The organism is Pigmentiphaga humi, from assembly GCF_900606115.1.
Classification (GTDB): domain Bacteria; phylum Pseudomonadota; class Gammaproteobacteria; order Burkholderiales; family Burkholderiaceae_B; genus Pigmentiphaga; species Pigmentiphaga humi.
The window spans coordinates 94,956-121,920 of sequence record NZ_UWPJ01000023.1; the positions used below are offsets into that span (position 1 = coordinate 94,956).

Below are 26,965 nucleotides of genomic sequence, written 5' to 3' on the forward strand. Positions count from 1 at the left end.
CCTGATTTGGTGGTAGGCTAGGCGACGCCCTCCACGCTGGATTCGCTGTCCATGCAAATCGTCTTTACCGTCCTCGTATTGCTGCTCGCCGTGGCAGTCTCGGGGGTGTTGTCCAGGGTCTCGCCGCTCAGGCTGCCGCTGCCGCTGTTCCAGATCGCGTTGGGTGCGCTGCTCGCCGCCCCCGCCTTCGGGCTCAAGGTCAGGTTCGACCCCGAGCTTTTCCTGCTGCTGTTCATTCCGCCCCTGTTGTTCGTCGATGGCTGGCGCATACCCAAGCGCCAGTTGTACCGGCTGCGCAAGCCCATCCTGGCGCTGGCCCTCGGCCTGGTGCTGTTCACCGTGGCCGGGGTAGGGTATTTCATCCACTGGCTGATCCCGGCGATTTCACTGCCCGTCGCTTTCGCGCTGGGGGCCGTGCTGTCGCCCACCGACGCGGTGGCGGTGTCAGCCATCGTCGGCAAGAACCGCCTGCCGCCGGCCTTGCAGCACGTGCTCGAAGGCGAGAGCCTGATGAACGATGCCTCCGGCCTGGTGGCGTTCAAGTTCGCGATCGCCGCGGTGCTGACGGGAACCTTCTCGCTCTGGGAAGCGAGCCTGAGCTTCGTGGTCATCGCCGTGGGCGGGCTGGCCATCGGCGCGCTGCTCGCCTGGCTGCTGAGCCTGACCCGAAAAATGGTGGCGCGCTGGACCGACGACGAGCCCGCCATCCAGGTCGTGCTGCTGGTCCTGACGCCGTTCGCCGCCTATCTGGTGGCCGAGCATTTCGGCGTTTCGGGCATCCTGTCGGCGGTCGCGGCGGGCCTGGCCATGACCTATACCGAATCCGGCGGCGAAGGCTCGTCGGCCATGCGCCTGCAGAGCAATAGCGTCTGGTCCATGCTGGAGTTCGTCTTCAACGGCATGACTTTCATCCTGCTGGGCTTGCAATTGCCCAGCGTCATCGGGCTGGCCCACGCCGATGCGCGCGAGGCGGGCAACGTGCCGGTCTGGCACCTGTTCGTCTACGTGGTGGCGATCACGATCGCGCTGATCGTGCTGCGGCTGATCTGGGTGTGGGTGACCTATCACCTGCGCACGGTGCGCCTGCTGGTGCAGCGCTCGCGGGTGCGCAAGGTCAATCTGTGGGTGCTGCTGGTCAGCTCGCTGGCCGGGGTGCGCGGCTCGATCACGATGGCGGGCGTGCTGACCGTGCCGCTGGAAATCAGCGAGGGCGTGCCTTTCCCGGGCCGCGACCTGCTGATTTTCCTGGCTACCGGGGTCATCCTCTGCTCGCTGCTGATCGCCAGCAGCCTGCTGCCGCTGGTATTGCCCAAAGTGCCCACGCCGGTGGAAACCATGAAAGACCGCGAGGCGCGCAAAGCCCGGCTCAAGCTCGCCCATGCCGCGGTGCAGGGCCTGGAGCAGGCCCAGATGCGCATGCAGCCGGGCCTGAGCGAGGAGGCCTTGGTCGTCCTCAACGAGGTCGCCGCGGGGCTGAGCAGCATCTACCACACCCGCATAGACGCCGAGAGCAGCGAAGAAGCCGTGGCCGAGCGCGCCAACCTGCACCGGAACTTCGAGCGCGACCTGCGCATGGCGGCGATCTATGCCCAGCGCACCGAACTGTACCGGCTGCGCGAACAGCGCCTGATCGACGACGACGTCTTCAACACCCTGCTGCGCGACGTGGACCTGGCCGAGAACTGGCTGGCGGGTCCGCTGGTCAGCAAGGGGGGCTAGAGCATGGGCGAGAACAGACGTGCGAAGGAGTCGAACAGCCGGCGGGGGAACGAGACCTGGCGGTCTTTGGCGACGCGGGTGGCGCAGCTCAGGTCGGTTTCGAACTGGCGGCCGAGCTGGCGGGCCATTTTGCTGCCGTAGACCATCGCCATTACCTCGAAATTCAGTTCGAAGCTGCGGTTGTCGAAGTTGGCCGTGCCGATGAAGGAATACGTGTCGTCCACCAGCAGGGTCTTGGAGTGCAGCATCCGGTCTTCGTATTCCCAGATTTTTATGCCGGCCTCGAGCAGTTCGTCGAAATACGAACGCGACGCCGCGGTCACCACCAGCGAATCGCTGCGCCGGGGCACCAGCAGGCGCACGTCCACGCCCTTGCGCGCGGCGCTGGTCAGGCTCATCAGCGCCGGCAGGCTGGGCACGAAATAGGCGGTGGTCAGCCAGACCCGCTCGGTTGCCGCGTGGATGGCCGCTACCTGGGTGCAGTGGATGGATTCGCGCGGATCTTCCGGGCCCGAGGTGAGGATCTGCACGTGGTGCTGGCCGGGAGGCATCTCGGGCAGCAGCGCATCGAGCGCTTCGTCGTCGATGCGCTGGTCGGTGGTGTAGGCCCAGTCTTCCAGGAACACCATCTGCAGCCAGCGCACCGCGGGACCCTGGATGCGCACGTGGACGTCGTGGTAGGCATCCTTGCGCACGCGCTCGTCCTCGTCGTCCGTGATGTTCAGGCCGCCGGTAAAGCCGAGCACGCCGTCGCAGATGAGGATTTTGCGGTGGTTGCGGTAGTTGGTGACGGGGCGCAGGCGCCGGCCGATGCGCACGTCGTGGAAGAAGGCGATCTGCACGCCGGCTTCGCGCAGCGGCGCGAGAAAACGCCGCCCCAGCCGCGCCGATCCCAGCGCATCGACCAGCAGGCGCACCGCGATGCCTTCGCGTGCTCTGGCGATCAAGGCGTCGCGGACCTGCGTGCCGATGCCGTCGGGGTCGAAGATGTAGAACTCGATGTGGATGTGGTGGCGCGCCGCCGCGATCGCCTCCAGGAACGCGTCGTAGGTCTGGGCGCCTCCCACCAGCAGATGGATGTCGCTGGCCGAGGACAGCGGGATGTCGCTGGTGGCCCGCGCCAGCGCCGCCATGCGGGCCACCGTAGGCGGAATCTCGTGCCGGTGTTCGCGCAGCAGGGCGCGTTCAGTCTGGCTGGCGATCAGCAGGCGGCTGCGCAGGCGCCTGAGGCGGCGGCGCTTCATGCGCTGCGGGCCGAAGAAATAGTAGACCCACCAGCCCACGTAAGGCAGCAGCGCCAGCACCAGCACCCACAGCACGGTCGACAGCGGCGGCCGCCGCTGCAGGACGATCCAGAGCGCCATGCCGGCCAGATAGATCGCCCACCCTATCGACCAGGCATTGAGCAGATGGTGCCGCAGGACCTCCGTATCGTCCATGGTGCTACAGAGGAATGGTGTGCTTCTTGTGGCGTACCTTGGCTTCCAGGTAGCGGCGGTTGCTGGGATTCAGGTAGACCCCGGTGGGAATGATGCTCTCGATGCCGATGCCGTATTCCTCGAGCTGGCTGGCCTTGTCGGGATTATTGGTCAGCAGCCGGATGTTGTTCACGTCCAGCGCCTTGAGCATCTGCGCGGCAGGCTCGAAACTGCGCGCGTCCTCGGGCAGGTTCAGATGGCGGTTGGCCTCGAACGTGTCCAGGCCCTTCTTCTGCAGCGCATAGGCCGACAGCTTGGCATACAGCCCGATGCCGCGTCCTTCCTGGCGCAGGTACAGAAGCACGCCGCCTTCGCGCGAAAAACACGACAGCGCCTCATGCAGCTGCGGCCCGCAATCGCAGAGCAGCGAACCGAAGGTATCGCCGGTCAGGCACTCCGAATGCACCCGCACCAGCGGCGGCATGTTGCCTGGCTTGAGCTGCGGAAACACGATGGCGACGTGTTCTTCCACCAGCCCGTTGAACGTAATGAATTCCGGCGGCGTCTCCGCCCCTTCCAGGGGCACGACGACGCGGTTCTTTATAGTGACCATGACTCTTTCCAAAACCCCATGCGCCTTCTCGAAACTAAGCCGGCGCAACAACCTACCCAGCCCGGACCCGCGCCCTACGAAGCGCGTTGGGTTCAATCCAGGAAACCGCGGATCCGGCTCCGCCGGTCCGCCGGTTTCGCCCCCTGGGGGGCGCGCGTAAGCGCGTACGGGGGGGCTTTATACAGCTAGCAACCACACGACGATGACCAGCCCAAGGGCGATACGATACCAGCCGAACACTTTGTACGAGTGAGTGGCCACGAAGCGCATGAGGGCACGCACCACCAGCAGGGCGGCGGCGAAGGCGGCGAGAAAGCCGATGGCGATGGCCGTGACGTCGTGGCTGCCGAGCTGTGCGTGGTTTTTCCACGCGTCGTAGACCGACGCCGCCAGCATGGTGGGCATGGCCAGGAAGAACGAGAACTCGGTAGCGGTGGTGCGCTTCAGGCCGGCGGCCATGCCGCCGATGATAGTGGCCCCGGAGCGCGAGGTGCCGGGGATCATGGCCAGGCATTGGGCCAGGCCCACCATGAGCGCCTGGAACCAGGTGATTTCGCTGATGTTGGCCGTTCTGATTTCCGTCTGGGGTTTGCGTTCCACCCACAGGATTATGAAACCGCCGATGATCAGGGCGGTCGCCACTACGCCCGGGTTGAACAGCACCGTCTTGATTTCCTTCAGGAAGCTGACGCCGACGATGGCGGCAGGAAGGAAAGCGATGATGATGTTGCGCGCGAACTTGAGCGAGAAGCGGTCGCCGGTCAGGATGCCGCCGAGGATATGCGCCACCTTGTGACGGAAAATCCACATCACGGCAAGAATGGCGCCGAACTGGATCACCACCTCGAACACCTTGGCCTGGCCAGAGTAGAAATCGATCCAGTCGCCCACCAGGATCAGGTGGCCCGTACTGGAAACCGGCAGGAATTCGGTAAGACCCTCGATGATGCCGAGGAAAAAGGCCTTGATCAGATAGAGCGTATTGTCGGTCATGCTTGATCGGCGTCCGCGATGGGACAGAGTGGATGGAGTCCGGGCTGCTCGGAAGCACGCGCGGCGCCGCTATTGTACGGACGAGGAATTACACGAACCTGTTCAGACCCAGGGCATAGCGCACCCACGAAGCCCGTTGGATTCCACCCAGGGCACAGCGGATCCGGCTTTGCCGGTCCGCCAGTGCCGCCCCCTGGGGGGCGCGCGTAAGCGCGTAGGGGGGGACTCTTCCCTCAGGGCGTAGGGGGGGGACTCTCCTTCAGCGGTTCCAGCAAACCGAGCATCTGCGGGAAGATCTTGGGCGTGGCGGCGATGACGTTGCCGCTTTCCATCCAGCCTTGTTCGCCGTCGAAATCGCCGATCAGGCCGCCGGCCTCGAGCACGAGCAGGCTGCCCGCGGCGAGATCCCAGGGCTTGAGGCCGCTGCCGAAGTAGGCGTCCAGACGTCCGGCGGCGACGTTGGCCAGGTCCAGCACCGACGAGCCCTGGCGGCGCACGCCCGAGGTGGTGGCCGATATCTGGCCGAAGGTCTTGGTCCAGAGCGCCAGGCGCTTGCCGTTGGCCTCCGGGGCGAAGCTGGTGCCGACCAGCGCCTCGGGGACGCGGATGCGGCGCGAGACGCGGATGCGGCGGTCGTTCAGGAACGCGCCGGCGCCGCGCGTGGCGGTGAACAGTTCGTTGCGGGACGGATCGAACACGCAGGCCTGGGTGACCTGGCCGCGCTGCATCAGCGCGATCGAGACCGCGTAGACCGGCATGCCGTGGATGAAGTTGGTCGTGCCGTCCAGCGGATCGATGATCCAGAGGTTTTCCTGCTGGCCGCCGGCATCGGCGGCGCCCGGGGTTTCGCCGGACTCTTCGGCTAGAATGCCGTGCTCGGGGTAGGCCGTCTTCAGCACGTCGATGATGGCCGCTTCTGCCGCCCTGTCGACTTCCGTGACGAAATCGCCCGGTCCTTTCTGGGATACCTTGACCAGGTCGAGGTCCAGGCTGGCGCGGTTGATGATGGCGCCTGCGCGCCTGGCCGCCTTGACGGCGGTGTTGAGCATGGGATGCATAAAAAGGCCGATTGGCTAGGAATTCGGTAGTAAACCCCTCTAGTTTAAAGGACACATGCTTTCCCGAGTCAGTTTCGTCATGGTCGAGCCCAGCCACCCCGGAAATGTGGGGTCCGCGGCACGGGCGATCAAGACCATGGGTTTCTCCCGGCTGGTGCTGGTCAACCCCCGCGTGGCCGATGCCAACGTCCATCCCGAAGCCATCGCGCTGGCCAGCGGGGCCGCCGACGTGCTGGGGCAGGCGCGCATCTGCGCCACCCTGGAAGAGGCGCTGGCGCCCGTCACCATGGCTTTCGCGATGACCGCCCGGCTGCGCGACCTGGGGCCGCCGGCCTGCGACATGCGGCAGGCGGCCGGCCTGGTGCGCGAGCACTTGGCCGGCGCCGGGCCGGAGCGGGAGGGCGGCCCGCACGCCGCGGTGGTGCTGGGCACCGAGCGCTCGGGCCTGACCAACGAACAGGTGGCGCTGTGCCAGCGCATCTGCCACATCCCGGCCAATCCCGATTATTCCTCGCTCAACGTCGCCCAGGCCCTGCAACTGGCGGCCTACGAGCTGCGCTATGCGCTGGTCGCAGCAGGCGAACTGGCGGTAGCCGGTCCGCGCGCCGAGCCGGCCCCGGGCGAAGCCGTCGAAGCGCTGCTGGTCCACTGGGAGCAGGCGCTGATCGAAGTGGGCTACCTGGATCCCCGGCATCCCAAGAAACTCATGCCGCGCATGCGGCACCTCTTCGCGCGCGCCGGCCTGAGCCGTGAAGAAACCGACCTTTTGCGTGGCGTCTGCACCGCCATGATCGCGCAGGCCCGCAAGATTTCCCATGGCAGTTCTTAAGATTCCCGCCGTCTACATGCGCGGCGGTACCAGCAAGGGTGTCTTTTTCAACGCGCGCGATCTTCCGCGCGATCCCGTCCAGCGCGACCGCGTGCTGCTGCGGGTGCTGGGCAGCCCCGACCCGTATTCGCGCCAGGCCGACGGCATGGGCGGCGCGAGCCCGGCCACCAGCCGGGTGGTGGTGGTCGAGGCCTCCGGCCGCGACGGCTGCGACGTCGAGTACCGCTGCGGCCAGGTGGCCGTCGACCGGCCCGAAATAGACTGGACCGCCAGCGGCGGCAGCCTGGCGGTGGCGGTCGGACCCTATGCCATCCAGCAGGGCTTGGTCGCGCCGAGGGAAGGCACGACCGAGGTCCGTATCTGGCAGCCGCATCCGGGGCGCTGGCTGGCGGCCCACGTCGAGGTGCGCGGCGGCGAAGTCCTGGAAGACGGCGTGTTCGTCGAGGACGGCGTGCCGTTCCCGGCCGCCGAGGTGCGCCTGGATTTCATCGACGACGGCACTTCCTGTCTGCTGCCCACCGGCAAAGTGCAGGACGTGCTCGAGGTCGACGGGCTGGGCCCGCTGTCCGTCAGCCTGATCCGCACCGAGCAGGCCACCGTCTTCGCGCGTGCGTCCGACCTGGGCCTGCACGGGCGCGAAAAACCCGATACCTTCAACCGCGACAGCAGGATGCTGGCGCGTCTCGAGGCCTTGCGCATCGAAGGCGCCGTGGCGATGGGGCTGATGTCGCGCGCCCGCGCCGAGAAGCCCGGCGCGCCGCTGCCCAGGCTGGTGTGGGTGGCGCCCCCCATGGCCTACAAGAGCGCCAGCGGCGCCGACGTGCCGCGCGACAGCATAGACGTGCTGGCGCGCATCGTCGCCGACGGCCGCATGCAGCGCGGCTTCGGCACCCGCAACGCGCTGGCGCTGGCGGTTGCCGCGGCCGTCCCGGGTTCGGTCGTATCGCAGATGGCGCGCACGCTTCCCGGCGTCGCGACGCGCATCGGCCACGCCGGCGGCGTGCAGACCGCCTGGGCCACGGTGTCGCCGCAAGGACAGGGCTGGGGGCTGGAGCGCGCCACGGTCTCACGCACCGCGCGCTGTCTGATGAGCGGATGGGTGCACGTGCCGGCTTGAGTCCTCCCTGCGCGCTTCGCGCGCGTAAGGCGGCGTCCCTACTCGTCCTCGGATTCCAGGCCCTGGACGCCGTCTTCGCCCAAGGCTTCCTTCAGGTTGGCCTGAACCTGCCATAGAAGCTTCATCAATTTCTCCGCGTCCTTGGACGAGATGCCTTTGAGCGAGCGTTCATTCATTTCGGCCGCGTAGGGCACGAGGTCGAACGCCAGGGCCTTGCCCGCTTCCGTCAGGTAGACGTAGACATTGCGCTTGTCCGCGCCGTTGCGCTCGCGCCGCACGTAGCCGTTGCGCTCCATGATGGCGAGCGCCGGCACGGCGGTGGTGGCGTGGATGCCCAGGCGCGCGGCCAGGTCCTTCTGGGTGATGCCGTCCTCGTTCCAGAGTATGCGCAGGAAGGCCCATTGCGCCGACGTCACTTTGTGGGTGCGGAACCGCTGGTGCAGCGCCGACTTGAACAGTAGATGGGTCAGCCGGATCTCCGCCCCGACCGGATGCGAGGGGTAGAGGCTGGCAATGTCCGAGCCTGCCTTGGGATCCCGCTGCGCCCGCGGCAGCGACATGTAGGGCAGGTTGTCGTCGTCCGCATCGCCGTGTCGGGCAGGAGGCGGACCGCTTGGTTTCTTCTGCGGACTGATGCTCATGGTGGGAAGCGGGGTGACACCGCGGCGTTGTTGCGCGCATGCGGCCGGGGTTTCGGGTAACTCCCAATCTACATCATAAACGGTATGCAAATATGATTTGTACAAATCGAATGGATATCAAATCGATTTGTACAAATATTTTTGCGATCGAATGAATCGCGCAGGGGATAGAACAATGGATCGGAGACAATTTCTGGGCGCCGCTGCAGTCTGTCCGGTGCTTGCGACGCGCCCGGCGTGGGCGCAGCCGGATTTTCCCGCCAGGCCTGTGAAAATCATAGTGCCGTTTCCCCCGGGAGCGCTGACCGATTCGCTGGCGCGCCAGCTCGCAGGCCGCTTGCAAGAGGCCTGGCATCAGCCGGTGGTGGTCGAGAACCGGGCCGGCGCCTCTGGCAACATCGGCGCCGAATCCGTCTACCGCGCGGCGCCGGACGGCTACACGCTGCTGTTTACGCCGCATGCCACGTTGACCTTGGCCAAGATGCTGACGCCGCAGATCGCCTTCGACCCCGACGCGATGACGCCGGTCTCCATGGTGACGCGCAGCATCGTGCTGTTGCTCGCCAGTTCCAAGGTGCCGGCGGACAACGTCGCGCAATTGGTCGCCTACGCGAAGGCCAATCCCGGCAAGCTCAACTTCGCTTCCACGGGCGTCGGGTCGACCGCCCATTTGGCCAATGAACTGTTCTTCCGCATGGCCGGCGTCAGCGGCGTGAACGTTCCCTACCAAGGCGTGGCCCCGGCGACTACGGCGCTGCTGGGCGGCGAGGTGGACCTGTTTTTCGACGCCATGGGCAACTCGCTGCCCAATATCCGTGCCGGCAAGCTCAAGGTGATCGGTGTGGCGGCCGATCGCCGCAACGATGCTCTGCCCGGTGTGGCGACGGTGGGCGAGGCGCTGCCCGGATTTTCAGTGCCGCTGTGGACGGGGCTGGCATGTCCGCCGAAGACGCCGGCGCCGTTGGCCGAAGGCATCGCAAGGGAAGTCGGGCGGGCGCTCACGCATCCGGATTTCGCACGCCGCTTTGCCAATACGCCGGGGCTGGAGGCGGTAGGCAGCACGCCAGCGGAAATGCAGCGCGCGGTGGAGGCCGAGCGCGCCCGATGGGCAGACATCATCAAGTTGACGACAGTAAAGGGAGCATGATTTGACGAGGCAAGCAGTACCGGAACGTATTCCGGTGAACATCGTCGATACCGACGTACTGGTGATCGGCGGGGGGTTCGGCGGGGCGTGGGCGGCATTGCGCGCGGCCGAGCTGGGCGCCAGCGTGGTGCTGGTGGACAAGGCCTACGTGAGCCGCAGCGGCGCTTCGACCATGTCGGGCGGCATTACCACCTGTCCGCTGCCTGGCGACGATCTCACGCCCTGGGTGGAAGAATTCGTCACGCGTGGCGACTACATGTGCGACCAGAACTGGACGCGCCGGCTCATGGAAGGCCAGCGCGAGCGCGTGGCCTCGCTCGAGGCCTGGGGCGTGCCGATCTCGCGCGACGACCAGGGAGCGATCCGCCGCTTCGCCAGCCGCGGCATGGTGGCGGTGCGCTGCATGCAATACGACCCCAAGCGGGCTACCGAGGCGCTGCGCGAGCAGGCGCTCGCCCAGGGGGTGCGCATCGTCGACCGCCACAGCATTACCGAGCTGATGACCAGCGATGGCCGTTACCCGACCGCCGGCAGGGTGATCGGGGCTTTCGGCTTCGACGTCAAGACCGGCCAGTGCACGGCCTTCCGCGCCAAGCGCACGATCGTCGCCACTGGCCAGATCAGCATGAAAGGCATTCACCATGTCGACAACGACACCGGCGACGGCGTAGCGATGGCCTGGCGCGCGGGGGCGCGCCTGGCGGATCTGGAGTTCTCGTTCGGCGGGACGTTCGTGACGCTGATGAAGCGCTACAACCTGGGCAGCTACAACGTCGCGGTGGCGCATGGCGCGCGGCTGATCAACCGCCATGGCGAGCGTTTCATGGCCAAGTACGATCCGGTGCGCTTCGAGCGCAGCGAGCTGTCGCGCGTGGTGGCCGCCTTCGTCAAGGAGTTGCGCGACGGCAACGGACCGGTCTACCTCGATCTGCGCCATTGCGACGCTTCCTATTGGAGCGACCTGGAGAGCATGGCGATGACCAGCGGCGCGACCGTCCTGTTGTCGGGCAAGGTGCCGGACCCGCGCGTCCATCCCCTTCCCATCGAGGCGACCTGGAACTTCTGGAGCGGCGGCCGCGGCGGCGTGGAGATCGACCTGGAGTGCCGCGCGACGCTGGCCGGCCTGTACGCCGCCGGCGCCACGGCCAAGAATCCCGCGACGGGCACACATGCCAGCGCAGGAGCACCTACCGCGTTCGCGATGAACTCGGGTTACTTCGCCGGCGAGTCCGCAGCCTTGTCGTCGCGCGGAGAGGACTCGCCCGAATTGCCCGCCGGGCTGGTCGAGCGCTTGGCGCGCGAGGCGCTCGCGCCATTGGCCCGGGAGCCGTCGCCGATGACGCCGGACCGGCTCCATGACGAACTGGCCGCGCTGGGTGGCTCCATCTTCGATTCCATGCAGCTCAATGCCGAGCGCCTGCAAGCTCTGTGCGAGCGTTCCGCCGCGGCGTACCGGGAGGCGGAGCGGACCGCCGCCGACCACCTGCACGACTTGGTCAAGGTGCACGAGGCGCGCAACATCGCGGAGAACGCCTTGCTCATCTACGCCTCGGCGCTGGACCGCACCGAGAGCCGCGAGCAGTTCTACCGCTCCGACTACCCGGAGACCGACGACACGCAATGGTTCTGCCAGCACGGTGTAACGCGCACCGCGCAGGGCATGCGCTTCGAGCGCCTGCCCATCCCGCTGGAGGAGTATCCGTTCCGCGACCGGCCGAGCAAGCCGCGCGCGCTCAGCCCCATTGCCGCGATCTTCGCCGGCACCTACCAGCCGGAGGATGCATGAGCGCCGGCCCGCAGTTTCCCGTCGTTCTGGACAGCGCGCGTTGTGCCGATTGCGGCAAGTGCCTGGACGCCTGCCCGACCGGCGTGTTCCAGAGGCCCGAACCGGGGGCCAAGCCCATGGCCGTTTTCGCCAAAGATTGCCACGTTTGCTTCCTATGTGTGCCCGACTGCCCAAGCGGCGCCATCACGGTGTCCTGGGAGGCGCCCAACCTGCGCCAGATCAGTGTCTATGACGTCCTCGGGCTGGATCTCGACCCGGCTACGTTCCCTTCGACAGGTGAACCATGAACGATATTCACGAACAAGACATCGTCAATCTGCACGTAAGAGTGCCTACGGCCAAGCTGCTCGTGCGCGTGCGCGGCGACGGCCGCCCGGTCGTGCTGCTGCACGGGGGCGGGCCGGGCACCAGCAGCTGCGACTGGATGGATTGCATGGCCGTCATGCCCGCGGGCCTGCAGTGCTATGCGCTCGATTTCCCCGGCTTCGGCGGCAGCGACCCGTTGCCCCAGGGCGAGGAATACGGGGGGCCGGCATTCGCCCAGGCGGCGGCCGAGTGCCTGGAGACGCTGGGCCTGGGGCCGGTGACGCTGGTCGGCCACTCCATGGGCGCGGCGGTCGCGGCCACGCTGGCGCTGCAGCGCCCCGACCTGGTCGGACACCTGGTGCTGGTTTCGCCCGGAGGGGCGTTCTATGGGTTGACCGGTTACCACTCGGCGGGCATGGGCGAGATCGCGCGCGCTGTCGAGCAACCCGACGAGGAGCGGTTGCGGGCGCTGGTGGCGCTGATGTGCGACCAGCAGCGCGGACAGGCGGGGCAGGTGGAGCGGCGCCTGCGCACTTTGGCCAATCCGGTCGTGATCGAGGTGCAGCGCACGATGCACAGCAAGCGCGCCGCTGCGTCGCCGGCCGCGGCCGAAGAGCGCGCCGCGATGGGCCGGCGCATGCGCGAGTACGCCGGTCCGGTCACGCTGGTGGCGGGCCTGGCCGAACGTTTCAATCCGGTGGAGCTGGCCGAGCGCATCCGTGAGCGGCTGCCGGCCCATGCCGGCTATCACGCGATTCCCGATGCCGGTCACAACGTGCAGTGCGATCAGCCGGAAGTCACCGCGCGCATCCTCGCCGATGCAGCGTTCGCAGGCGCCTGGCGGGATCTCCCGGCGCCGTCTTTATAAAAAGAGAGTGGAGGAGACAATGCAGAAGAAAATGCGCGCAAGTCGCAGGTTTTCCTTAGTGTTCCTGGCTGGCTTGGCGGCGGGGGTGGCGTTCGCTGCCGACGATGTCGTGCCCACCAACGACCTGCCCAATCCCTACCGGGCCGAGAAGCCCTGGGGCAAGCTGCCCGGCGAGCGCGCCTGGGGAGCGGTCAGCGCGGTGGCGGTCGACAACGACGGCCGATCGGTGTGGGTGGGCGATCGCTGCGGTCCGCATCCCAAGACGCCGCCGGGCGTATCGGCGTTCGCCTGGGACAGCTGCGCCGAGTCCGACGCGCACCCCATCCATCACTTGAGCCCGGAGGGCGCGCCGTTGCTGAGCTTTGGCGGCGGCCGGTTCGTCTTCCCTCACAAGGTGTTCCTGGACAAGGCAGGCAACGTGTGGGTGGCCGACAACCGCAGCCCCAACGAGCGCGAGCTCAAAGCCAATCCGGCCTCGGCGGGGCGCGGCCATGCCGTCTACAAGTTCGACCGGCAGGGCAGGCTGCTGATGACGATAGGCACGCCCGGCAAGGCCGGCGATCCGCCGGAAGGGTTGAACGAACCGAACAGCATCGCCGAGGCGCCCAACGGCGACATCCTCATCTCCGAAGGCCACAGCGGGCAGGCGCCCGCCAGCGGTCCAGGCACCGTTGCGCGCATCTCGCGCTACACCAAGGACGGCAAGTACATCGGCTCGTTCGGACAATGGGGCTACGGTCCAGGCGAGTTCCGCACGCCGCACGACATCGTGTTCGATGACCAGGGCAGGCTGCTGGTGGCCGACCGCGGCAACATGCGCATTCAGGTTTTCGACGAGGCCGGCAAGTACCTTGCCGAGTGGAAGCAATACAGCCGACCCAGCGCCATCGCGTTGGCCAACGGCAAGATCTACGTGGCCGATTCCGAGTCCAACGGCACCTATGCGCACCCGGGCTGGGAGCGAGGCATACGGGTGGGCGATTACAAAACGGGCGAAGTGCTGTATCGCATCCCGGATGTGGACAATTTCAAGGGCACCAGCTCGGCCGAAGGCGTGGCCGTCGATGCGCAGGGCAACATCTACGCGGCCGAGGTCGGGGCGCGCCAGATGGTGAAATACACCGCGAAGTAAGGGACCGGGGGAGGGGCTCGGGAAGCGGCGGCCCCCGCATCAAGCGGCGCTCAACCGAACTCGATGTCGTTGAAAACTGCCCCGTCCTGATCGATGGCGAGCCAGCCGCCGCGCGGGGCGCCGGCGTCGTCCAGGTCCCAGTCGGGCAGGACCCAGCGTTCGCAGGGCCGGCCGTCCAGTTCGAAGACGTGGCGGCCGGGCCGGTGGGTGTGTCCATGGATCATGCGGGTGACGCCGTGGGCGCGCAGCGCGGCTTCGACGGCCTGCTGGTTCACGTCCATGATGTCGGCCGCTTTGCGGCTCGTTTCGGCCATGCTGCGTTCGCGCATCTGGCGCGCCAGCGCCTGCCGCGCCGCCAGCGGCTGGGCCAGGAACTGCGCCTGCCACTGCGGATTGCGCACCATCGCCCGGAATTGCTGGTAGGCCACGTCGTCCGTACAGAACTCGTCGCCGTGCGACAGCAGGAACGCGCCGCAGTCGGTGCCGAGCACGGCCGGCGCGATCAGGCGCCGGGTGCCGGTGGCCTGGGCGAGCCGTTCGCCCATCAGGAAGTCGCGGTTGCCCGTGCCGAGATAGACCGGAATGCGGGAGGAGACCCCGCGCAGTCCTTCCACGATCTCTTGCAGCCAGGTGGCGCCGGCCTCGATTTCATCGTCGCCCACCCAGGCGTCGAAAATATCGCCCGGCAGCAGCAGCGCCGACGCCTGCTCGGCGGCCGCCTGCAGGAACGCCAGGAAAGCCTCGCGCGTGGCGGCGCTCTCGGCGCTCAGATGCATGTCCGAAGCCAGCCACACCGGACCGGAGAAAGAGAGACGCGAATGGGAAGCCGCGGGAGCAGCCGTTTCGGACGGAACTGTAGTCGACAAAATATGCTCGATGAAGAAACGCGGAACCGCGGAAGGGAGCCCGGCGACCTGCTCATAGAACGGTTGCCCTTCATCCCCGGGCACAGCGGATCCGGCTTTGCCGGTCCGCCAGTGCCGCCCCTTGAGGGGCGCGGCGTAGCCGCGTAGGGGTGGGCTTTCCTTCCAGTCCGCCAGTGCCGCCCCCTGGGGGGCCCGCGTAAGCGGGTACGGGGGGGCTATCTACCGGGGGGTCAGACCATTTCAGCCTTGGTAATGACCACGTCCTCGAGCGGGACGTCCTGATGGCCGGCGCGGCTGCCTGTGCGCACGCCCTTGATCTTGTCGACCACGTCCGTGCCTTCCACGACCTTGCCGAACACAGCATAGCCCCAGCCTTGCGGAGTGGGCGACGAGAAGTTGAGGAAGTCGTTGTCGACGACGTTGATGAAGAATTGCGCGGTGGCCGAATGCGGCGCGTTGGTGCGTGCCATGGCGACGGTGTAGCGCTGGTTCTTCAGGCCGTTGCCGGCCTCGTTGTCGATCGCGGCCTGGGTCGGCTTTTGCGACATGCCGGGCTCGAAACCGCCGCCCTGGATCATGAAATTGCCGATCACGCGGTGGAAGATCGTGTTGTCGTAGTGGCCGGCGTTGACGTAGGAGACGAAGTTCTCGACGGTCTTGGGTGCTTTGTCGGCGTCCAGTTCCAGGCCGATCAGGCCGTGGTTGGTGTGCAGGTTGACGCGGGTAGTCATTTGTTCAGGACCTCTGCTTTCTGAATCACGATGGGTTGGACGGGGACGTCGGCGTGCGGCCCCCGTGTGGTGGTGGGCACGGACCGGATCTTGTCGACCACGTCCTTGCCCTGGACCACCTTGCCGAATACCGCATAGCCCCAGCCTTGGGCGGTGGCGGCGCGATAGTTCAGGAAATCGTTGTCGGCGACGTTGATGAAGAATTGCGCCGAGGCCGAATGCGGGTCGGGCGTACGCGCCATGCTTACGGTATAGGCAGTGTTTTTCAAGCCATTTGAGGCTTCGTTACGTATGCCCGGGCGCGTGGGCTTCTCTTTCATGTCGGCGGTGAAGCCGCCGCCCTGGATCATGAAGCTGCCGATCACGCGGTGGAAAATCGTGCCGTCGTAGTGGCCGTCCCGCACGTATTGCAGGAAGTTGGCCACGGTGGCGGGCGCGCGGGCATCGTCCAGTTCGAGCACGATGCGTCCGGCGCTGGTCTGCAGCGCCACCTGCGGCGCGGCCATGGCGGCCGGCGCGGCCAGTGCGGCGGCCAGCGCAAGGCTGGAGAAAAACAGTTTCATCGGGGATTCCGGTTCGAGGGTTCGGCGGGAGCGGACGGTTCGAGCAGCTTGCGGGTGTCGGCTTCCTTGCGGGCCGCGCCGGTATCGGCGGGATTCAGTTTGCCGGCCGTGCCGTACGAGCGCGCCGCCAGCATCATATACAAATCGCCCAGGTTCTCGCGCGCGACGGCGTAGTCGGGCGCGGTGCGGATCGCCATTTCCAGCGCGACCTTGGCCTGGTCCAGCCGGCCGTCGGCCACTTCCAGCGCCGCCAGGTTGTTCCAGGGCTCGGGCAGTTCGGGGAAGCGCTGGGTCATGTCCTGGTAGACCGCCTTGGCCTCGTCGCGCCGGCCCAGTTGCGCCAGTGCCCGGCCTTTGAGGAACAGCAGCTGCGCATTGACGGAGTCGGGCGATTTCTCGCGGTCGGCATCCAGCTGGCGGTCGATCTCGGCCAGGGCGTCGGCGGCCTGGTTCTGGTCGATCTGGCGCTCCAGGCGCTCGGCCATCGCGCGCTTGGACTCCGGCAGGCGGGTGTCCACGCCGGGCTTGAGCGCTTCGAGCAGGTTGCTCAGCCAGGGGATGTCGCCGGCGGAAGAGGGGGCCAGCACCGGCGGCGTGGCCGTGGTGGTCTGGGCGGAAAGGCCGGCGGGCGCAAGGACGGCGGCCAGCGCCGCGGCGGCCGCGAGACCCTGACAGGCCCGGCCCATGGCGGAAAAACGTGCGTTGGTGGTGGCCAAACGGATTCTGCCTTTCGGTGGGGGAGACGCCATCCGCGCGGAATCGCGCTCCCGGTTGATATAATTCGGTCCGATTTTAGCCCCGGTCGTGCCCGCACCCGCCGGGGCTTCACGTTTTCAGCCGGCAACCGCTCATGCTCCATATCTACAATACGCTCGCTCGCGCCAAGCAACCCTTCCAGCCGGTGGAGCCGGGATGCGTGCGCATGTACGTCTGCGGCATGACCGTCTACGACTACTGCCACCTGGGCCATGCGCGCATGCTGGTCAGCTTCGACGTGGTGCAGCGCTGGCTGCGCGCCAGCGGCTATCGCGTCACTTACGTGCGCAACATCACCGACATCGACGACAAGATCATCCGCCGCGCGGTCGAAAGCGGCAAGCGCATCTCCGAGGTCACCGAGTTCTTCATCGACGCGATGCACGAGGACGAACAGGCCCTGGACGTGCAGCCGCCGGATTTCGAGCCGCGCGCGACCCAGCACGTCGGCAAGATGCTCGAGATCGTCCGCCTGCTCGAAGAGAAAGGCCTGGCCTACCGGTCCGGCGACGGCGACGTCAATTATGCGGTGCGCCAGTTCCCGGGCTACGGCAAGCTGTCGGGCAAGTCGCTGGACGACCTGCGCGCCGGCGAGCGCGTCCAGGTCGATGCCTCCAAGCGCGATCCGCTCGATTTCGTGCTCTGGAAAGCGGCCAAGCCGAGCGAGCCGCCCGAGTCGCGCTGGGAGTCCGACTACGGTCCGGGCCGGCCCGGCTGGCACATCGAGTGCTCGGCCATGAGCCGCGAACTGCTGGGCATGCCGCTGGACATACACGGCGGCGGCCCCGACCTGAAATTCCCCCACCACGAGAACGAGATCGCGCAGAGCGAAGGCGCCTACGGCGGCACGCTGGCCCAGACCTGGATGCATTGCGGGCCGCTGATGGTCGATGCCGAGAAAATGTCCAAGTCGCTGGGCAACTTCTTCACGGTGCGCGATACGCTCAAGCACTACGATGCCGAAGTGCTGCGGTTTTTCGTCGTGCGCAGCCACTACCGCAGCCCGCAGAACTACGCCGCCGACAACCTGGCGGACGCTCGCGCGGCGCTGACGCGGCTCTACACCGCGCTGGCCAATGCCGCGCCCGACGAGCAGGGAGTAGACTGGGGCGACTCTTCCGGCCAGGCCTTCAAGGCCGCGATGGACGATGATTTCAATACCCCCGAGGCAATTGCCGTGCTGTTCGACCTCGCCGCCGAGGTGAACAAGACGGCATCGCCGCGGGCCGCCGGCCAGATGAAGGCGCTGGCCGGGTTGCTGGGCCTGCTGCAGCAAGAGCCCCGGGCCTTTCTGCAGGGCGCCTCGGCAGGCGGCGACAGCGATGCCGCCGCCATCGAGGCGCGCATTGCCGAGCGTGCCCAGGCCAAGAAGGACAAGGACTTTGCCGCTGCCGACCGCATCCGCGCCGAATTGCTGGCCGAAGGCATCGTCCTGGAAGACAAGCCCGGCGGCGTGACCGTGTGGCGCAAGGCCTGAGTGCCGCGAACCGGATATCCGATGTTGGAAATGAAGTCTCAAGCAATGGCCGATGCCGGCGCGCCCCTGGCCGCCTGCTTCGTAGCCGGAACCGACAAGCCGGCCTACTGGGATGCCGCGGTGACCCACCTGGTCAAGCGCGACCGCATCCTCAAGAAGCTGATCCCGCAACACCCCGAGGTCCATCTGCTGTCCCGGGGCGAGCCTTTCGTTACGCTGGCGCGCGCCATCGTCGGCCAGCAGATCTCGGTCCGCGCCGCCGACGCGGTATGGGCGCGCAGCCTGGATACCTGCGGCGGCAGCCTGACGCCGCAGGCCGTGGCGCATGCCGGGCTGCCGGGCTTGCGCGCCTCCGGGCTGTCGCAGCGCAAGGCCGAGTACCTGCTCGACCTGGCGGCGCACTTCCGGCAGGACCTGGTGCATCCGGCCCTGTGGGCCGAGATGGACGACGAGGCCGTCATCGCCGAGCTGACCGCGATCCGCGGCATCGGGCGCTGGACAGCCGAGATGTTCCTGATCTTTAATCTGCGGCGGCCGGACATTCTGCCGCTGGACGACGTGGGCCTGCTGCGCGCCATTTCGCTGCATTATTTCAGCGGGGAACCCGTGTCCCGCTTCGAAGCGCGCGAAGTGGCCCAGGCCTGGAAACCCTGGTGTACCGTCGCAACCTGGTATCTGTGGCGCAGCCTGGATCCTGTTCCCGTGGAGTACTGATGCGCAACGCATTTCTTGAATTCGAACAACCCCTGGCCGAACTCGAAGGGAAAATCGAGGAACTGCGCTTTGTGCAAGCCGATTCCGCCGTCGATATCTCCGAGGAAATCAGCCGCCTTCAGCAGAAAAGCCAGACGCTGGCCAAGGAAATCTATTCCAAGCTGACGCCCTGGCAGACCGCGCTGGTGGCGCGCCATCCGCAGCGCCCCTATACGCTGGACTACGTGCGCGACATCTTCACCGACTTCCATGAGCTGCACGGCGACCGCATGTTCGCCGACGACCGCTCCATCGTGGGCGGCCTGGCGCGCTTCAACGGCACGCCGTGCATGGTGATCGGGCACCAGAAAGGCCGCGACACCAAGGAGCGCGCCGTGCGCAACTTCGGCATGCCCAAGCCCGAGGGCTATCGCAAGGCGCTGCGCCTGATGCGGCTGGCCGAGAAATTCGGCATGCCGGTGTTCACCTTTGTCGATACCCCGGGCGCCTATCCCGGCATCGATGCCGAGGCGCGTGGCCAGTCCGAGGCCATCGGCCACAACTTGTTCGCCATGGCCGAATTGCAAGTGCCCATCGTCGCCACCATCATCGGCGAAGGCGGCTCGGGCGGCGCGCTGGCCATTGCGGTGGCCGACAGCGTGCTGATGCTGCAATACGCCACCTATTCGGTGATCTCGCCCGAAGGCTGCGCCTCCATTCTGTGGCGCAGCCAGGAAAAGGCCTCCGAGGCCGCCGAGGTGCTGGGCATCACAGCCCACCGCCTGAAGGCCCTGGGCCTGGTGGACAGGATCGTCAACGAGCCGGTCGGCGGAGCGCACCGCGACCCCAAGCACATGGCGCAATTGCTCAAGCGCGCGCTGGCGGACGCGTTTCGGCACTTCCAGGGCGTCAAGTCGGGCGATCTCGTGACCACGCGCCTGGAACGCATCATGGCTTATGGCCGCTTCAAGGAAACCGTAGGATAAGCCCACCCCCTACCCGCTACGCGGGCCCCCTCAAGGGGGCGGCGCTGGCGGACCGGCGGAGCCGGATCCGCGGCGCCCTGGGTTATGCCCTTACAGCTTGGCAGGATTGAGAGGAAGCCGGATCAGATATGGTTTTTTATTCATATGGATCCTGACATCGCCGCCCTGCATGCGTCCGAACTTCTGGAGCGGGCGCTCGACGGTCTGCCGCCGCTGGCCGCGCCCGTCGCGGTTGCGCTGAGCGCGGGGCCGGATTCCGCCGCGCTGGCGATCAAGGCGGCGGGTTGGGCGCGGCGCCGGGGCCTGCCGCTGTTGCTGTTCCACGTGCATCACGGCCTGCATCCCGATGCGGACGCCTGGGCGGCGCGCGCCGGCGACCTGGCGCAACGCCTCGGGCTGGAGCTGCGCATGCGCCGGGTGGCGGTGGACCCGCATGACCCCGCCGGGATCGAAGCCGCCGCGCGCGCCGCGCGCTACGAGGCGCTGGCCGGGCTGGCCACCGAGGCCGGCGTGGCCGCCATTCTGCTCGCCCATCACCTCGACGACCAGGCCGAGACCGTCCTGCTGAGGCTGCTGCGCGGCGCGGGTCCGGACGGCATGGGCGCCATGGCCGGCGAGACCGTGCGGGACGGGATTCGTTACCTGCGCCCCTGGCTAGGCGTGCCCAGAAGTCGGATACTGGCGTTCATGCAGGCCTACACGGCGCAAACCGGGTTTGCGGCGGTGCAGGACCCCAGCAACCTCGACGCCCGCCATGCGCGCGGCGTCCTGCGCGCAGCGGTTCTGCCCGCCGTCGAGCGCCACTGGCCGGGCTATCGCACGACCCTGGAGCGCTTTGCGCGGCGGTCGGCCGAGGCGGCGGCCTTGCTCAGGGAGATCGCGCAGTCCGACCTGGACGCCATCCAGGAAATGTGCCCCCCCTATGGCAATGCCTTGCGCCTGTCGGGGCTGAACCGTCTGGCGCCGGCGCGCCGGGCCATGGCGCTGAGGCTTTGGCTGGCGGGGCGCGGGATCGCTGCGCCGTCCGAGGCCCGTTTGCGGGAAATGGTGCGCCAACTGGCCGATGCCGCGCAGGACAGGCAATTGCTGCTGCGGCATGGCGGCTGGCAGGTGCGCCGCTATCGGGATCATGTCATCGTGGACAGCAGGAACAAACCGCCGTCGGCGCAGGCCGGCAGCATCGAGTTCAGGTGGTCGGGCGAAGTGTCCGTGGCGCTGCCCGACATGGGCGGAACGTTGCTGTTCGCCAGCGCTGCGACCGGCATCGACCCGGCGTGGCTGCGCGATACCGGGCTCACGCTGCGCATGCGCCGGGGGCGCGAGCGCCTGAAGACGAGCGCGCAAGGCTCCAGCCGCAGTCTCAAGAACCTCTACCAGGAGCGCGGCATACCCAGCTGGGAGCGCGAACGCCTGCCATTGTTGTACCGGGGCGACGTGCTGGTCTTCGCGGCCGGACTGGGCGTCGATGCGCGGATGCCGCAGGCCTCGCCCGGCATCCGCCTCGAATGGCAGGCGGATCATCCCGGCGCTACCGTGACGTCCTGACGACAAACCTGGCCGTTTTCAGGCATTGCGCAACAGATGCCCGGGAAACGGCCGGTGTCGGCCTGGCAAGCAGGCCGAATTGGCGAGGGCGCTTTCAGAATCCACTGAAAGTGCCATCCGGCATCAGCCCGGCTTCGTGTCAGTCTGCATCCACAGCAGCCTCGACGGCAAGATATAAGGTCGAAGCGGTTCACGCAGGGAGGGGAGAGGCGGCAGATGAACGACATCCCTTCCGACCCGTCATTCTCCGAAATGCGTCCTCGCCTCGTCCGTCTTGCGTACCGGATGCTTGGCTCGGTCACGGATGCCGAGCGGCAAGGTGCCTGCCTCGACACGTCCGCTGATCAGCATCGCAGAGGTAATCGCGCGCCATGCCCAGCTTGCACGGGGATTCATCAAGTCCCCTTAGCTTGGTCCGGTATGCGGTGATCGATGGACTTCCCGGTTTCGTCACCATCGAGAGGTGCGGGATCGTGCAGACCACCGCTTTGCAGATAGAGAGGAGGAGAATCGCCGCCAAGAAACCCGGACAAGCTGAGGAACTTGGGTAGTTCTGCGATGCAATAGAAGCCGCGAAGTATGCCCGCGGGTGGAGCGCTTGAAGGCCGTTTCCTGAGAATGGCCGCAAGGTGGAGCTGACCGAGCCTTTCCGCCATGCGTATGTAGTAACCCGCTTGGGCAAACCCATGCATTTGACGCATCCGGATGCGGTGGCCGGGACTAAGGTGGACCCTCCCTTGTTGACGCGAGTCCACCATGCAGCGTTTCCACGGCACCTTTCCCTATCCGCGGCATCCGGTCCGGCCAGTCCTGAGCCGCGCATCCGAACCCGACACGCCGCCCTACGGCTCCCTCCAGGACGCCTCGGGTCTTGAGCGGCCCCACGCCAGCCAACCCTACACCGGCCCGCTGCTCGATCTGCGCAACGACCTGGTCTTCAAGCTCCTGTTCACCAGCGCCCCGCACCTGCTGGCCGACCTGATCAACGCCGTGCGCCACGACCAGGCGCCGATCCAGGTCGAGCGGATCCTGAATCCGCACATCGATCCCACCGAGCTGCACGGCAAGGCCATCGCCCTGGACCTGCTCGCCCGCGATACCGCCGGCCACCTCTACAACATCGAGATGCAGGTGCGCCACTACGAACAATGGCCGGCCCCGCAGCGCCTATTACCTGGCCCGGGCGTTGTCGGGGCAGATCGAACGCGGCCACGATTACCTCGCCCTCAAGCCCACCATCGCCATCCACTTCCTCGTCGAGGACCTGCTGGCCGATCCGGACCAGGCCGATTGGCGCTTCGAGCTGCGCGACCAGCGCCAACCTGCGGTGCGGCTGGGAGAGACGCTGCAGCTGCATATAATCGAACTGCGCAAGGCCGAACGGCTCGGCCGCCTGCCGCCGGCCCTGTCGGCATGGGTTGCGTGCCTGCAGCACGCCCAGGAGGAAGCCCGGATGAAAGACATCACCCACGAACCCGTCCATGAAGCGCTGGGCCGGCTCAAGGTGCTCACCATGGACGAGGACGCTCGCTGGCGGGCGTTCGCCCGCGAGAAGGCCATTGCCGATGATGCCGCCGCGCTGGCCTATGCCACGCGAACGGGGCTCGAGCAGGGAATAGAGCAAGGCATGGCACGGGGTCTGGAGCAAGGACTGGCGCAAGGGCGGGAAGAAGGTCGCCAGGAAGTCGGAGCGCGTCTGTTGGAAAACCTCCTGACTGGCAAGTTCGGCCCGCTGCCGGATGCCGTGCTCGAGCAACTGCGCACCGCCACGGCGTCCCGGCTCGAGACCTGGGCGCTGAACCTGCTCGATGCCGGCACGCTGGACGAGGTGTTTCGCTCCAATCCTGCCTGACGGGGCTCGGAGCCAGGCTTTTTGCGGCGCCGTTCCAGGTGCGCTAGAATTTACGGTTAGTCTTTCTTTAAGCGTGCAACCGGACGGTAACGCAAAATCCATGGCACTCATCGTTCACAAGTATGGCGGTACGTCGATGGGCTCGGTCGAGCGCATCAAGAACGTGGCGCGGCGCGTGGCCAAATGGCACGCCGCCGGCCACCAGATCGTGGTCGTTCCCTCGGCCATGTCGGGCGAGACCAACCGCCTCATCGGCCTGGCCAAGGAAATCCAGGAACAACCCGATCCGCGCGAACTCGACATGATCGCCTCTACCGGCGAACAGGTCAGCGTGGGCCTCCTGGCCATGGCGCTCAAGGCGCAGGGCCTGGATGCCCGCAGCTACGCCGGCTGGCAGGTTCCGGTCCGCACGGATTCGTCCCACACCAAGGCCCGCATCAACTCGATCGACGATGCGCGCGTGCGCGCCGACCTCGACGCCGGCCGCGTGGTCATCGTCACCGGTTTTCAGGGCGTGGACGACGAAGGCAACATCACCACGCTCGGCCGGGGCGGTTCGGACACCTCCGCCGTGGCGGTCGCGGCCGCGCTCAAGGCTGCGGAGTGCCTGATCTACACCGACGTGGACGGCGTCTACACGACCGACCCGCGCGTGGTGCCCGAGGCGCGCCGCCTGAACGTCGTGTCCTTCGAGGAAATGCTCGAGATGGCCTCGCTGGGCTCCAAGGTCCTGCAGATCCGCTCCGTCGAATTCGCCGGCAAGTACCGCGTGCCGGTCCGCGTGCTGTCGTCGCTGACCGACCCGATGATTCCGCTCGACGAAGAAATGAAGTCGGGCACCCTGATTACTTTTGAGGAAGACGAGAAAATGGAAGCCGCCGTTGTTTCGGGCATCGCATTCAGCCGGGACGAAGCCAAGATCACCGTCGTTGCCGTGCCCGACAAGCCGGGCGTCGCCTTCTCCATCCTGGGTCCCGTCGCCGCCGCCAACATCGACGTCGACATGATCGTGCAGAACCAGTCGGTCGCCGGCACTACCGATTTCTCGTTCACGGTGAACCGCAACGAGTTCAACAAGGCGATCGAGGTGCTCAACCGCGACGTGGTCAAGACCATCGGCGCCCGCGAAGTCGTGGCGGACGACAAGGTGTGCAAGGTTTCCATCGTCGGCATCGGTATGCGTTCGCATGTCGGCATCGCCAGCCTGATGTTCAAGACCCTGTCCGAGGAAGGCATCAACATCCAGATGATCAGCACCAGCGAGATCAAGACCTCGGTGGTCATCCAGGATAAGTACATGGAACTGGCCGTGCGCGCGCTGCATAAGGCGTTCGGCCTGGACCAGGCCGCTGCGCAGTAGAATAATTGCTGTGAAAGGGGATAAATGCCGGCCGCCATGGCCGGTGGCTCCCCAAAGGCGTGCTACACTACGCCCCGCTTCGGAAGCGTGCCCGAGTGGCCGAAGGGGCTCCCCTGCTAAGGGAGTATGCGGCTAAAACTGCATCGTGGGTTCGAATCCCACCGCTTCCGCCAAGTATTGGCAACCCCTTGATTCGTTTGGCGAATCAAGGGGTTTTTTATTGCCCCTGCCAAACAACTATCAGAAACGGGGCTTTGGACGGCCGGTCTTCCGTCGCATGGACTTGGCGCCTAACGTCTGGACACCACGAGGTGGGCCGCCAGCGCCAGGCCGGCGCCGAAGGCGGCCCCATGGAGAGCCGCGACAGCGCGCGCTCGAATCCCGGCGTCAGCCGCTCCTTTTTCTCGCCGCGCCGCCTGAGATCGTCCAGGTGGGGAATGCAACATCGCGAAGGCGGCCCTGTCGGCGGACGAATCCTTGCCCAGGGCTTATTGGACGTGGTTCAAAGCCTGGATCGTTCTCGGCATACCCGCGCTGTTCTGCTTTCTTGCGATCTTTATCTCATGGTGGCTCGGCCGTCCTGAATCCTCCTGGGCGCATCCCCGGAGGGCCGGCAGGCCTTGCTGCGGGTACGTCGCTTGCTGCTTTCCGGCCTTTACTCGATGTTTTCGGAGAGCGGATATGGCGACGGTAGCGGACTTCATGCTGGCCCGGCTGGCCAGTTGGGGGGTGGCGCGGATCTACGGCTACCCCGGTGACGGCATCAATGGCTTGATCGGCGCTTTCGGCCGCAACCGGGATCTCGATTTCATCCAGTCCCGGCATGAGGAAGAGGCCGCCTTCATGGCGTGCGCACACGCCAAGTTCACCGGCCAGGCCGGGGTTTGCCTGGCCACGTCGGGGCCGGGCGCGATCCACCTGCTCAACGGCCTGTACGACGCCAAGATGGACCACCAGCCGGTGGTCGCCATCGTGGGGCAGCAAAGCCGCAGCAGCCTGGGCGGAGATTTCCAGCAAGAGGTCGATCTGGTTTCGCTCTTCAAGGACGTCGCGCACGATTTCGTGCAGCTCATGACGAGCGCGGAACAAGCCCGCCACCTGGTCGACCGGGCCATGAGGATCGCGCTGGAACGCCGCGCCGTCACCTGCATCGTGGTGCCCAACGATGTGCAGCAATTGCCCGCGGTGCCGGCCCCGCCGCGGCGCCACGGGATGATGCACAGCGGCATCGGTTTCGTGTCGCACGCCCATGTGCCCGGTGAGGACGCCCTGCGCAGCGCCGCGGACGTGCTCAATCGCGGCCGCAAAGTCGCCATATTGGCGGGAGCCGGCGCGCTTGGAGCGAGCGCTGAACTGGCGGCCGTCGCTGACCGGCTCGGCGCTGGCGTAGCCAAGGCCCTGCTCGGCAAGGCGGTCCTGTCCGACGCGCTGCCCTACGTGACCGGCAGCATAGGCATGCTGGGAACGCGGCCCAGCTGGCAGATGATGCAGGATTGCGACTGCCTCCTCATGGTCGGCACGACGTTTCCCTACGCGGAGTTCCTGCCCGCCGAAGGGCAGGCCGGTTGCGTGCAGATAGACAGGGATGGCCGTTCCATCGGGGTCCGCTATCCGGCCGAAGCCGGGCTGGTCGGGGATGCGAAGCAGACGCTGGCCGCCTTGCTGCCGCTGCTCGAGGAAAAGACGGACCCTGCCTGGCGGCGGCAGATCGAGGACGACGTTGCCCGATGGAAGCAGACCGTGGCGGCCAGGGCCGCAGTACCGGGCACGCCCGTGAATCCCCAACTGCCGTTCTACGAGCTGTCCCGCAGATTGCCGGACGACAGCATTCTGACCTGCGATTCGGGCTCCGCCGCCAATTGGTACGCGCGCGACATCGACGCGCGTCCGGGCATGCTGGCGTCGGTATCGGGCGGGCTGGCCACGATGGGATGCGCGATGCCGTATGCCCTGGCGGGCAAGCTCGCCTGGCCGGAACGGCCGGTGTTCGCGCTGGTGGGAGACGGCGCGATGCAGATGAACGGCATCAACACCCTGATCGGCGTGGCCGACCGGTGGCGGGACTGGCCGGATCCGCGCTTCGTCGTGCTGGTGCTGAACAATGGCGACTTGAACCTGGTGACCTGGGAGCAGCGCGTCATGGGCGGTGATCCCCGATTCGAAGCGTCCCAGCGGCTGCCGGCGTTTCCTTACGCCGAGTATGCGAAGCTGCTGGGTCTGGACGGCATACGGATAGACGCGGCGGACCAGGTCGGCAGCGCCATGGAGCGCGCCGTTTCGTCACGCGTGCCGCTGGTGATCGAGGTTATGGCTGATCCTGAAATACCGCCTGTTCCACCGCATATCGAGCCCAAACAGTTCGCGGCCTATCTGCGCGCGCTGGGCAAGGATGCGGCCGGGGGAGCGGCGTTGCGCGCCACGCTCAGGCAGTGGTGGGCGTGATGCCTCGTCCTGCCGCGGCACGCAACTTGCGGCTCGAGCGCGAGGCATGCGGCAATGCGCATGCCGC

General features: G+C 66.8%; 25 protein-coding genes, 1 tRNA gene and 1 pseudogene. 17 read left to right on the forward strand and 10 right to left on the reverse strand.

Annotation, left to right across the window (positions count from 1 at the left end; translation table 11 throughout):
- Positions 1 to 51 precede the first annotated feature (51 nt).
- Entirely contained in the window at positions 52 to 1,719 is a 1,668-nt protein-coding gene (locus PIGHUM_RS14260) for a Na+/H+ antiporter (protein ID WP_124080234.1), read from the forward strand.
- On the opposite strand, the gene cls is transcribed toward PIGHUM_RS14260, so the two are convergent.
- From cls to PIGHUM_RS14280, 4 genes are all read right to left on the reverse strand, one after another.
- Complete coding sequence (gene cls, locus PIGHUM_RS14265) at positions 1,716 to 3,158, reverse strand: cardiolipin synthase (RefSeq protein ID WP_124080235.1); 1,443 nt, start codon at positions 3,156 to 3,158, stop codon at positions 1,716 to 1,718. The two genes, PIGHUM_RS14260 and cls, sit on opposite strands and share 4 nt — an antisense overlap.
- 4 nt (positions 3,159 to 3,162) lie before the next feature.
- Positions 3,163 to 3,750 (reverse strand): GTP cyclohydrolase II, encoded by a 588-nt coding sequence (locus PIGHUM_RS14270; RefSeq protein ID WP_124080236.1) that lies wholly within the window; start codon positions 3,748 to 3,750, stop codon positions 3,163 to 3,165.
- Between the two features lie 177 nt (positions 3,751 to 3,927).
- Positions 3,928 to 4,743 carry an undecaprenyl-diphosphate phosphatase gene (locus PIGHUM_RS14275; RefSeq protein WP_124080237.1) on the reverse strand — a complete coding sequence of 272 codons (816 nt, stop codon included), beginning with the start codon at positions 4,741 to 4,743 and terminating at the stop codon, positions 3,928 to 3,930.
- Positions 4,744 to 4,976: 233 nt separating this feature from the next.
- Positions 4,977 to 5,801 (reverse strand): inositol monophosphatase family protein, encoded by an 825-nt coding sequence (locus PIGHUM_RS14280; RefSeq protein WP_124080238.1) that lies wholly within the window; start codon positions 5,799 to 5,801, stop codon positions 4,977 to 4,979.
- A gap of 55 nt (positions 5,802 to 5,856) precedes the next feature.
- On the opposite strand from PIGHUM_RS14280, the gene PIGHUM_RS14285 reads away from it, so the two are divergent.
- Together PIGHUM_RS14285 and PIGHUM_RS14290 are read left to right on the forward strand one after the other, a co-directional pair.
- The gene (locus tag PIGHUM_RS14285) at positions 5,857 to 6,630 is read left to right on the forward strand and encodes an RNA methyltransferase (protein WP_124080239.1); all 774 of its coding nucleotides are present in this window, start codon (positions 5,857 to 5,859) and stop codon (positions 6,628 to 6,630) included.
- On the forward strand, positions 6,617 to 7,747 hold the full coding sequence (locus PIGHUM_RS14290; RefSeq protein ID WP_124080240.1) for a PrpF domain-containing protein: 1,131 nt from the start codon (positions 6,617 to 6,619) through the stop codon (positions 7,745 to 7,747). Before PIGHUM_RS14285 ends, PIGHUM_RS14290 begins: the two co-directional genes overlap by 14 nt.
- Positions 7,748 to 7,785: 38 nt before the next feature.
- Here the strand turns inward: PIGHUM_RS14290 and PIGHUM_RS14295 are convergent, their stop codons facing one another.
- The gene (locus PIGHUM_RS14295; protein ID WP_124080241.1) at positions 7,786 to 8,388 is read right to left on the reverse strand and encodes a MarR family winged helix-turn-helix transcriptional regulator; all 603 of its coding nucleotides are present in this window, start codon (positions 8,386 to 8,388) and stop codon (positions 7,786 to 7,788) included.
- A 268-nt stretch (positions 8,389 to 8,656) separates the two neighbouring features.
- Here PIGHUM_RS14295 and PIGHUM_RS14300 point away from each other — a divergent pair, with 268 nt between their 5' ends.
- The 5 genes from PIGHUM_RS14300 to PIGHUM_RS14320 are packed head-to-tail and all read left to right on the forward strand — an operon-like array spanning position 8,657 to position 13,627.
- On the forward strand, positions 8,657 to 9,535 hold the full coding sequence (locus PIGHUM_RS14300) for a Bug family tripartite tricarboxylate transporter substrate binding protein (protein ID WP_160142270.1): 879 nt from the start codon (positions 8,657 to 8,659) through the stop codon (positions 9,533 to 9,535).
- Between the two features lies 1 nt (position 9,536).
- The gene (locus PIGHUM_RS14305; RefSeq protein WP_124080243.1) at positions 9,537 to 11,321 is read left to right on the forward strand and encodes an FAD-dependent oxidoreductase; all 1,785 of its coding nucleotides are present in this window, start codon (positions 9,537 to 9,539) and stop codon (positions 11,319 to 11,321) included.
- Entirely contained in the window at positions 11,318 to 11,608 is a 291-nt protein-coding gene (locus PIGHUM_RS23910; protein ID WP_160142271.1) for a 4Fe-4S dicluster domain-containing protein, read from the forward strand. The genes PIGHUM_RS14305 and PIGHUM_RS23910 overlap by 4 nt, the downstream gene beginning before the upstream one ends.
- Entirely contained in the window at positions 11,605 to 12,495 is an 891-nt protein-coding gene (locus PIGHUM_RS14315) for an alpha/beta fold hydrolase (RefSeq protein WP_124080245.1), read from the forward strand. The genes PIGHUM_RS23910 and PIGHUM_RS14315 overlap by 4 nt, the downstream gene beginning before the upstream one ends.
- 31 nt (positions 12,496 to 12,526) lie before the next feature.
- Positions 12,527 to 13,627 carry an NHL repeat-containing protein gene (locus PIGHUM_RS14320; protein ID WP_124080246.1) on the forward strand — a complete coding sequence of 367 codons (1,101 nt, stop codon included), beginning with the start codon at positions 12,527 to 12,529 and terminating at the stop codon, positions 13,625 to 13,627.
- A gap of 50 nt (positions 13,628 to 13,677) precedes the next feature.
- Here PIGHUM_RS14320 and PIGHUM_RS14325 read toward each other — a convergent pair whose 3' ends face one another.
- The 4 genes from PIGHUM_RS14325 to PIGHUM_RS14340 all read right to left on the reverse strand — a co-directional run bounded on the left by PIGHUM_RS14325 (position 13,678) and on the right by PIGHUM_RS14340 (position 16,503).
- Entirely contained in the window at positions 13,678 to 14,421 is a 744-nt protein-coding gene (locus PIGHUM_RS14325) for a UDP-2,3-diacylglucosamine diphosphatase (RefSeq protein ID WP_187697796.1), read from the reverse strand.
- 302 nt (positions 14,422 to 14,723) lie between these two features.
- Positions 14,724 to 15,224: a peptidylprolyl isomerase gene (locus PIGHUM_RS14330; RefSeq protein ID WP_124080248.1), complete on the reverse strand. Its 501-nt coding sequence runs from the start codon at positions 15,222 to 15,224 to the stop codon at positions 14,724 to 14,726.
- Positions 15,221 to 15,730 carry a peptidylprolyl isomerase gene (locus PIGHUM_RS14335; RefSeq protein WP_222929263.1) on the reverse strand — a complete coding sequence of 170 codons (510 nt, stop codon included), beginning with the start codon at positions 15,728 to 15,730 and terminating at the stop codon, positions 15,221 to 15,223. Before PIGHUM_RS14335 ends, PIGHUM_RS14330 begins: the two co-directional genes overlap by 4 nt.
- A 53-nt stretch (positions 15,731 to 15,783) precedes the next feature.
- Positions 15,784 to 16,503 (reverse strand): tetratricopeptide repeat protein, encoded by a 720-nt coding sequence (locus PIGHUM_RS14340; RefSeq protein ID WP_124080250.1) that lies wholly within the window; start codon positions 16,501 to 16,503, stop codon positions 15,784 to 15,786.
- Between the two features lie 134 nt (positions 16,504 to 16,637).
- Between PIGHUM_RS14340 and cysS the strand changes: the two genes are divergently transcribed.
- The 4 genes from cysS (at position 16,638) to tilS (ending at position 21,244) form a co-directional block, all read left to right on the forward strand.
- Positions 16,638 to 18,020, forward strand: a complete 1,383-nt coding sequence (gene cysS / locus PIGHUM_RS14345; protein WP_124080251.1) for a cysteine--tRNA ligase — start codon at positions 16,638 to 16,640, stop codon at positions 18,018 to 18,020.
- Between the two features lie 45 nt (positions 18,021 to 18,065).
- Entirely contained in the window at positions 18,066 to 18,734 is a 669-nt protein-coding gene (locus PIGHUM_RS14350) for a DNA-3-methyladenine glycosylase family protein (protein ID WP_124080436.1), read from the forward strand.
- Entirely contained in the window at positions 18,734 to 19,699 is a 966-nt protein-coding gene (locus tag PIGHUM_RS14355) for an acetyl-CoA carboxylase carboxyltransferase subunit alpha (protein WP_124080252.1), read from the forward strand. Before PIGHUM_RS14350 ends, PIGHUM_RS14355 begins: the two co-directional genes overlap by 1 nt.
- Before the next feature lie 144 nt (positions 19,700 to 19,843).
- Positions 19,844 to 21,244 carry a tRNA lysidine(34) synthetase TilS gene (tilS, locus tag PIGHUM_RS14360; RefSeq protein ID WP_160142272.1) on the forward strand — a complete coding sequence of 467 codons (1,401 nt, stop codon included), beginning with the start codon at positions 19,844 to 19,846 and terminating at the stop codon, positions 21,242 to 21,244.
- A 240-nt stretch (positions 21,245 to 21,484) separates the two neighbouring features.
- Here the strand turns inward: tilS and PIGHUM_RS23915 are convergent, their stop codons facing one another.
- Complete coding sequence (locus PIGHUM_RS23915) at positions 21,485 to 21,640, reverse strand: hypothetical protein (RefSeq protein WP_160142273.1); 156 nt, start codon at positions 21,638 to 21,640, stop codon at positions 21,485 to 21,487.
- Between the two features lie 360 nt (positions 21,641 to 22,000).
- Between PIGHUM_RS23915 and PIGHUM_RS24430 the strand changes: the two are divergent.
- The 5 genes and pseudogenes from PIGHUM_RS24430 to PIGHUM_RS14390 all read left to right on the forward strand — a co-directional run.
- Positions 22,001 to 22,330, forward strand: a pseudogene (locus PIGHUM_RS24430) (hypothetical protein); the annotation flags it as partial.
- A 10-nt stretch (positions 22,331 to 22,340) separates the two neighbouring features.
- A complete protein-coding gene (locus PIGHUM_RS24210) occupies positions 22,341 to 23,096 on the forward strand; it encodes a PD-(D/E)XK nuclease family transposase (RefSeq protein WP_281279085.1) in 756 nt (251 codons plus the stop codon).
- 100 nt (positions 23,097 to 23,196) lie between these two features.
- A complete protein-coding gene (locus PIGHUM_RS14380) occupies positions 23,197 to 24,456 on the forward strand; it encodes an aspartate kinase (protein WP_124080256.1) in 1,260 nt (419 codons plus the stop codon).
- A gap of 81 nt (positions 24,457 to 24,537) precedes the next feature.
- Positions 24,538 to 24,629, forward strand: a tRNA-Ser gene (locus PIGHUM_RS14385).
- A gap of 508 nt (positions 24,630 to 25,137) precedes the next feature.
- On the forward strand, positions 25,138 to 26,898 hold the full coding sequence (locus PIGHUM_RS14390) for a thiamine pyrophosphate-requiring protein (RefSeq protein ID WP_124080257.1): 1,761 nt from the start codon (positions 25,138 to 25,140) through the stop codon (positions 26,896 to 26,898).
- The last annotated feature ends 67 nt before the right edge of the window (positions 26,899 to 26,965 follow it).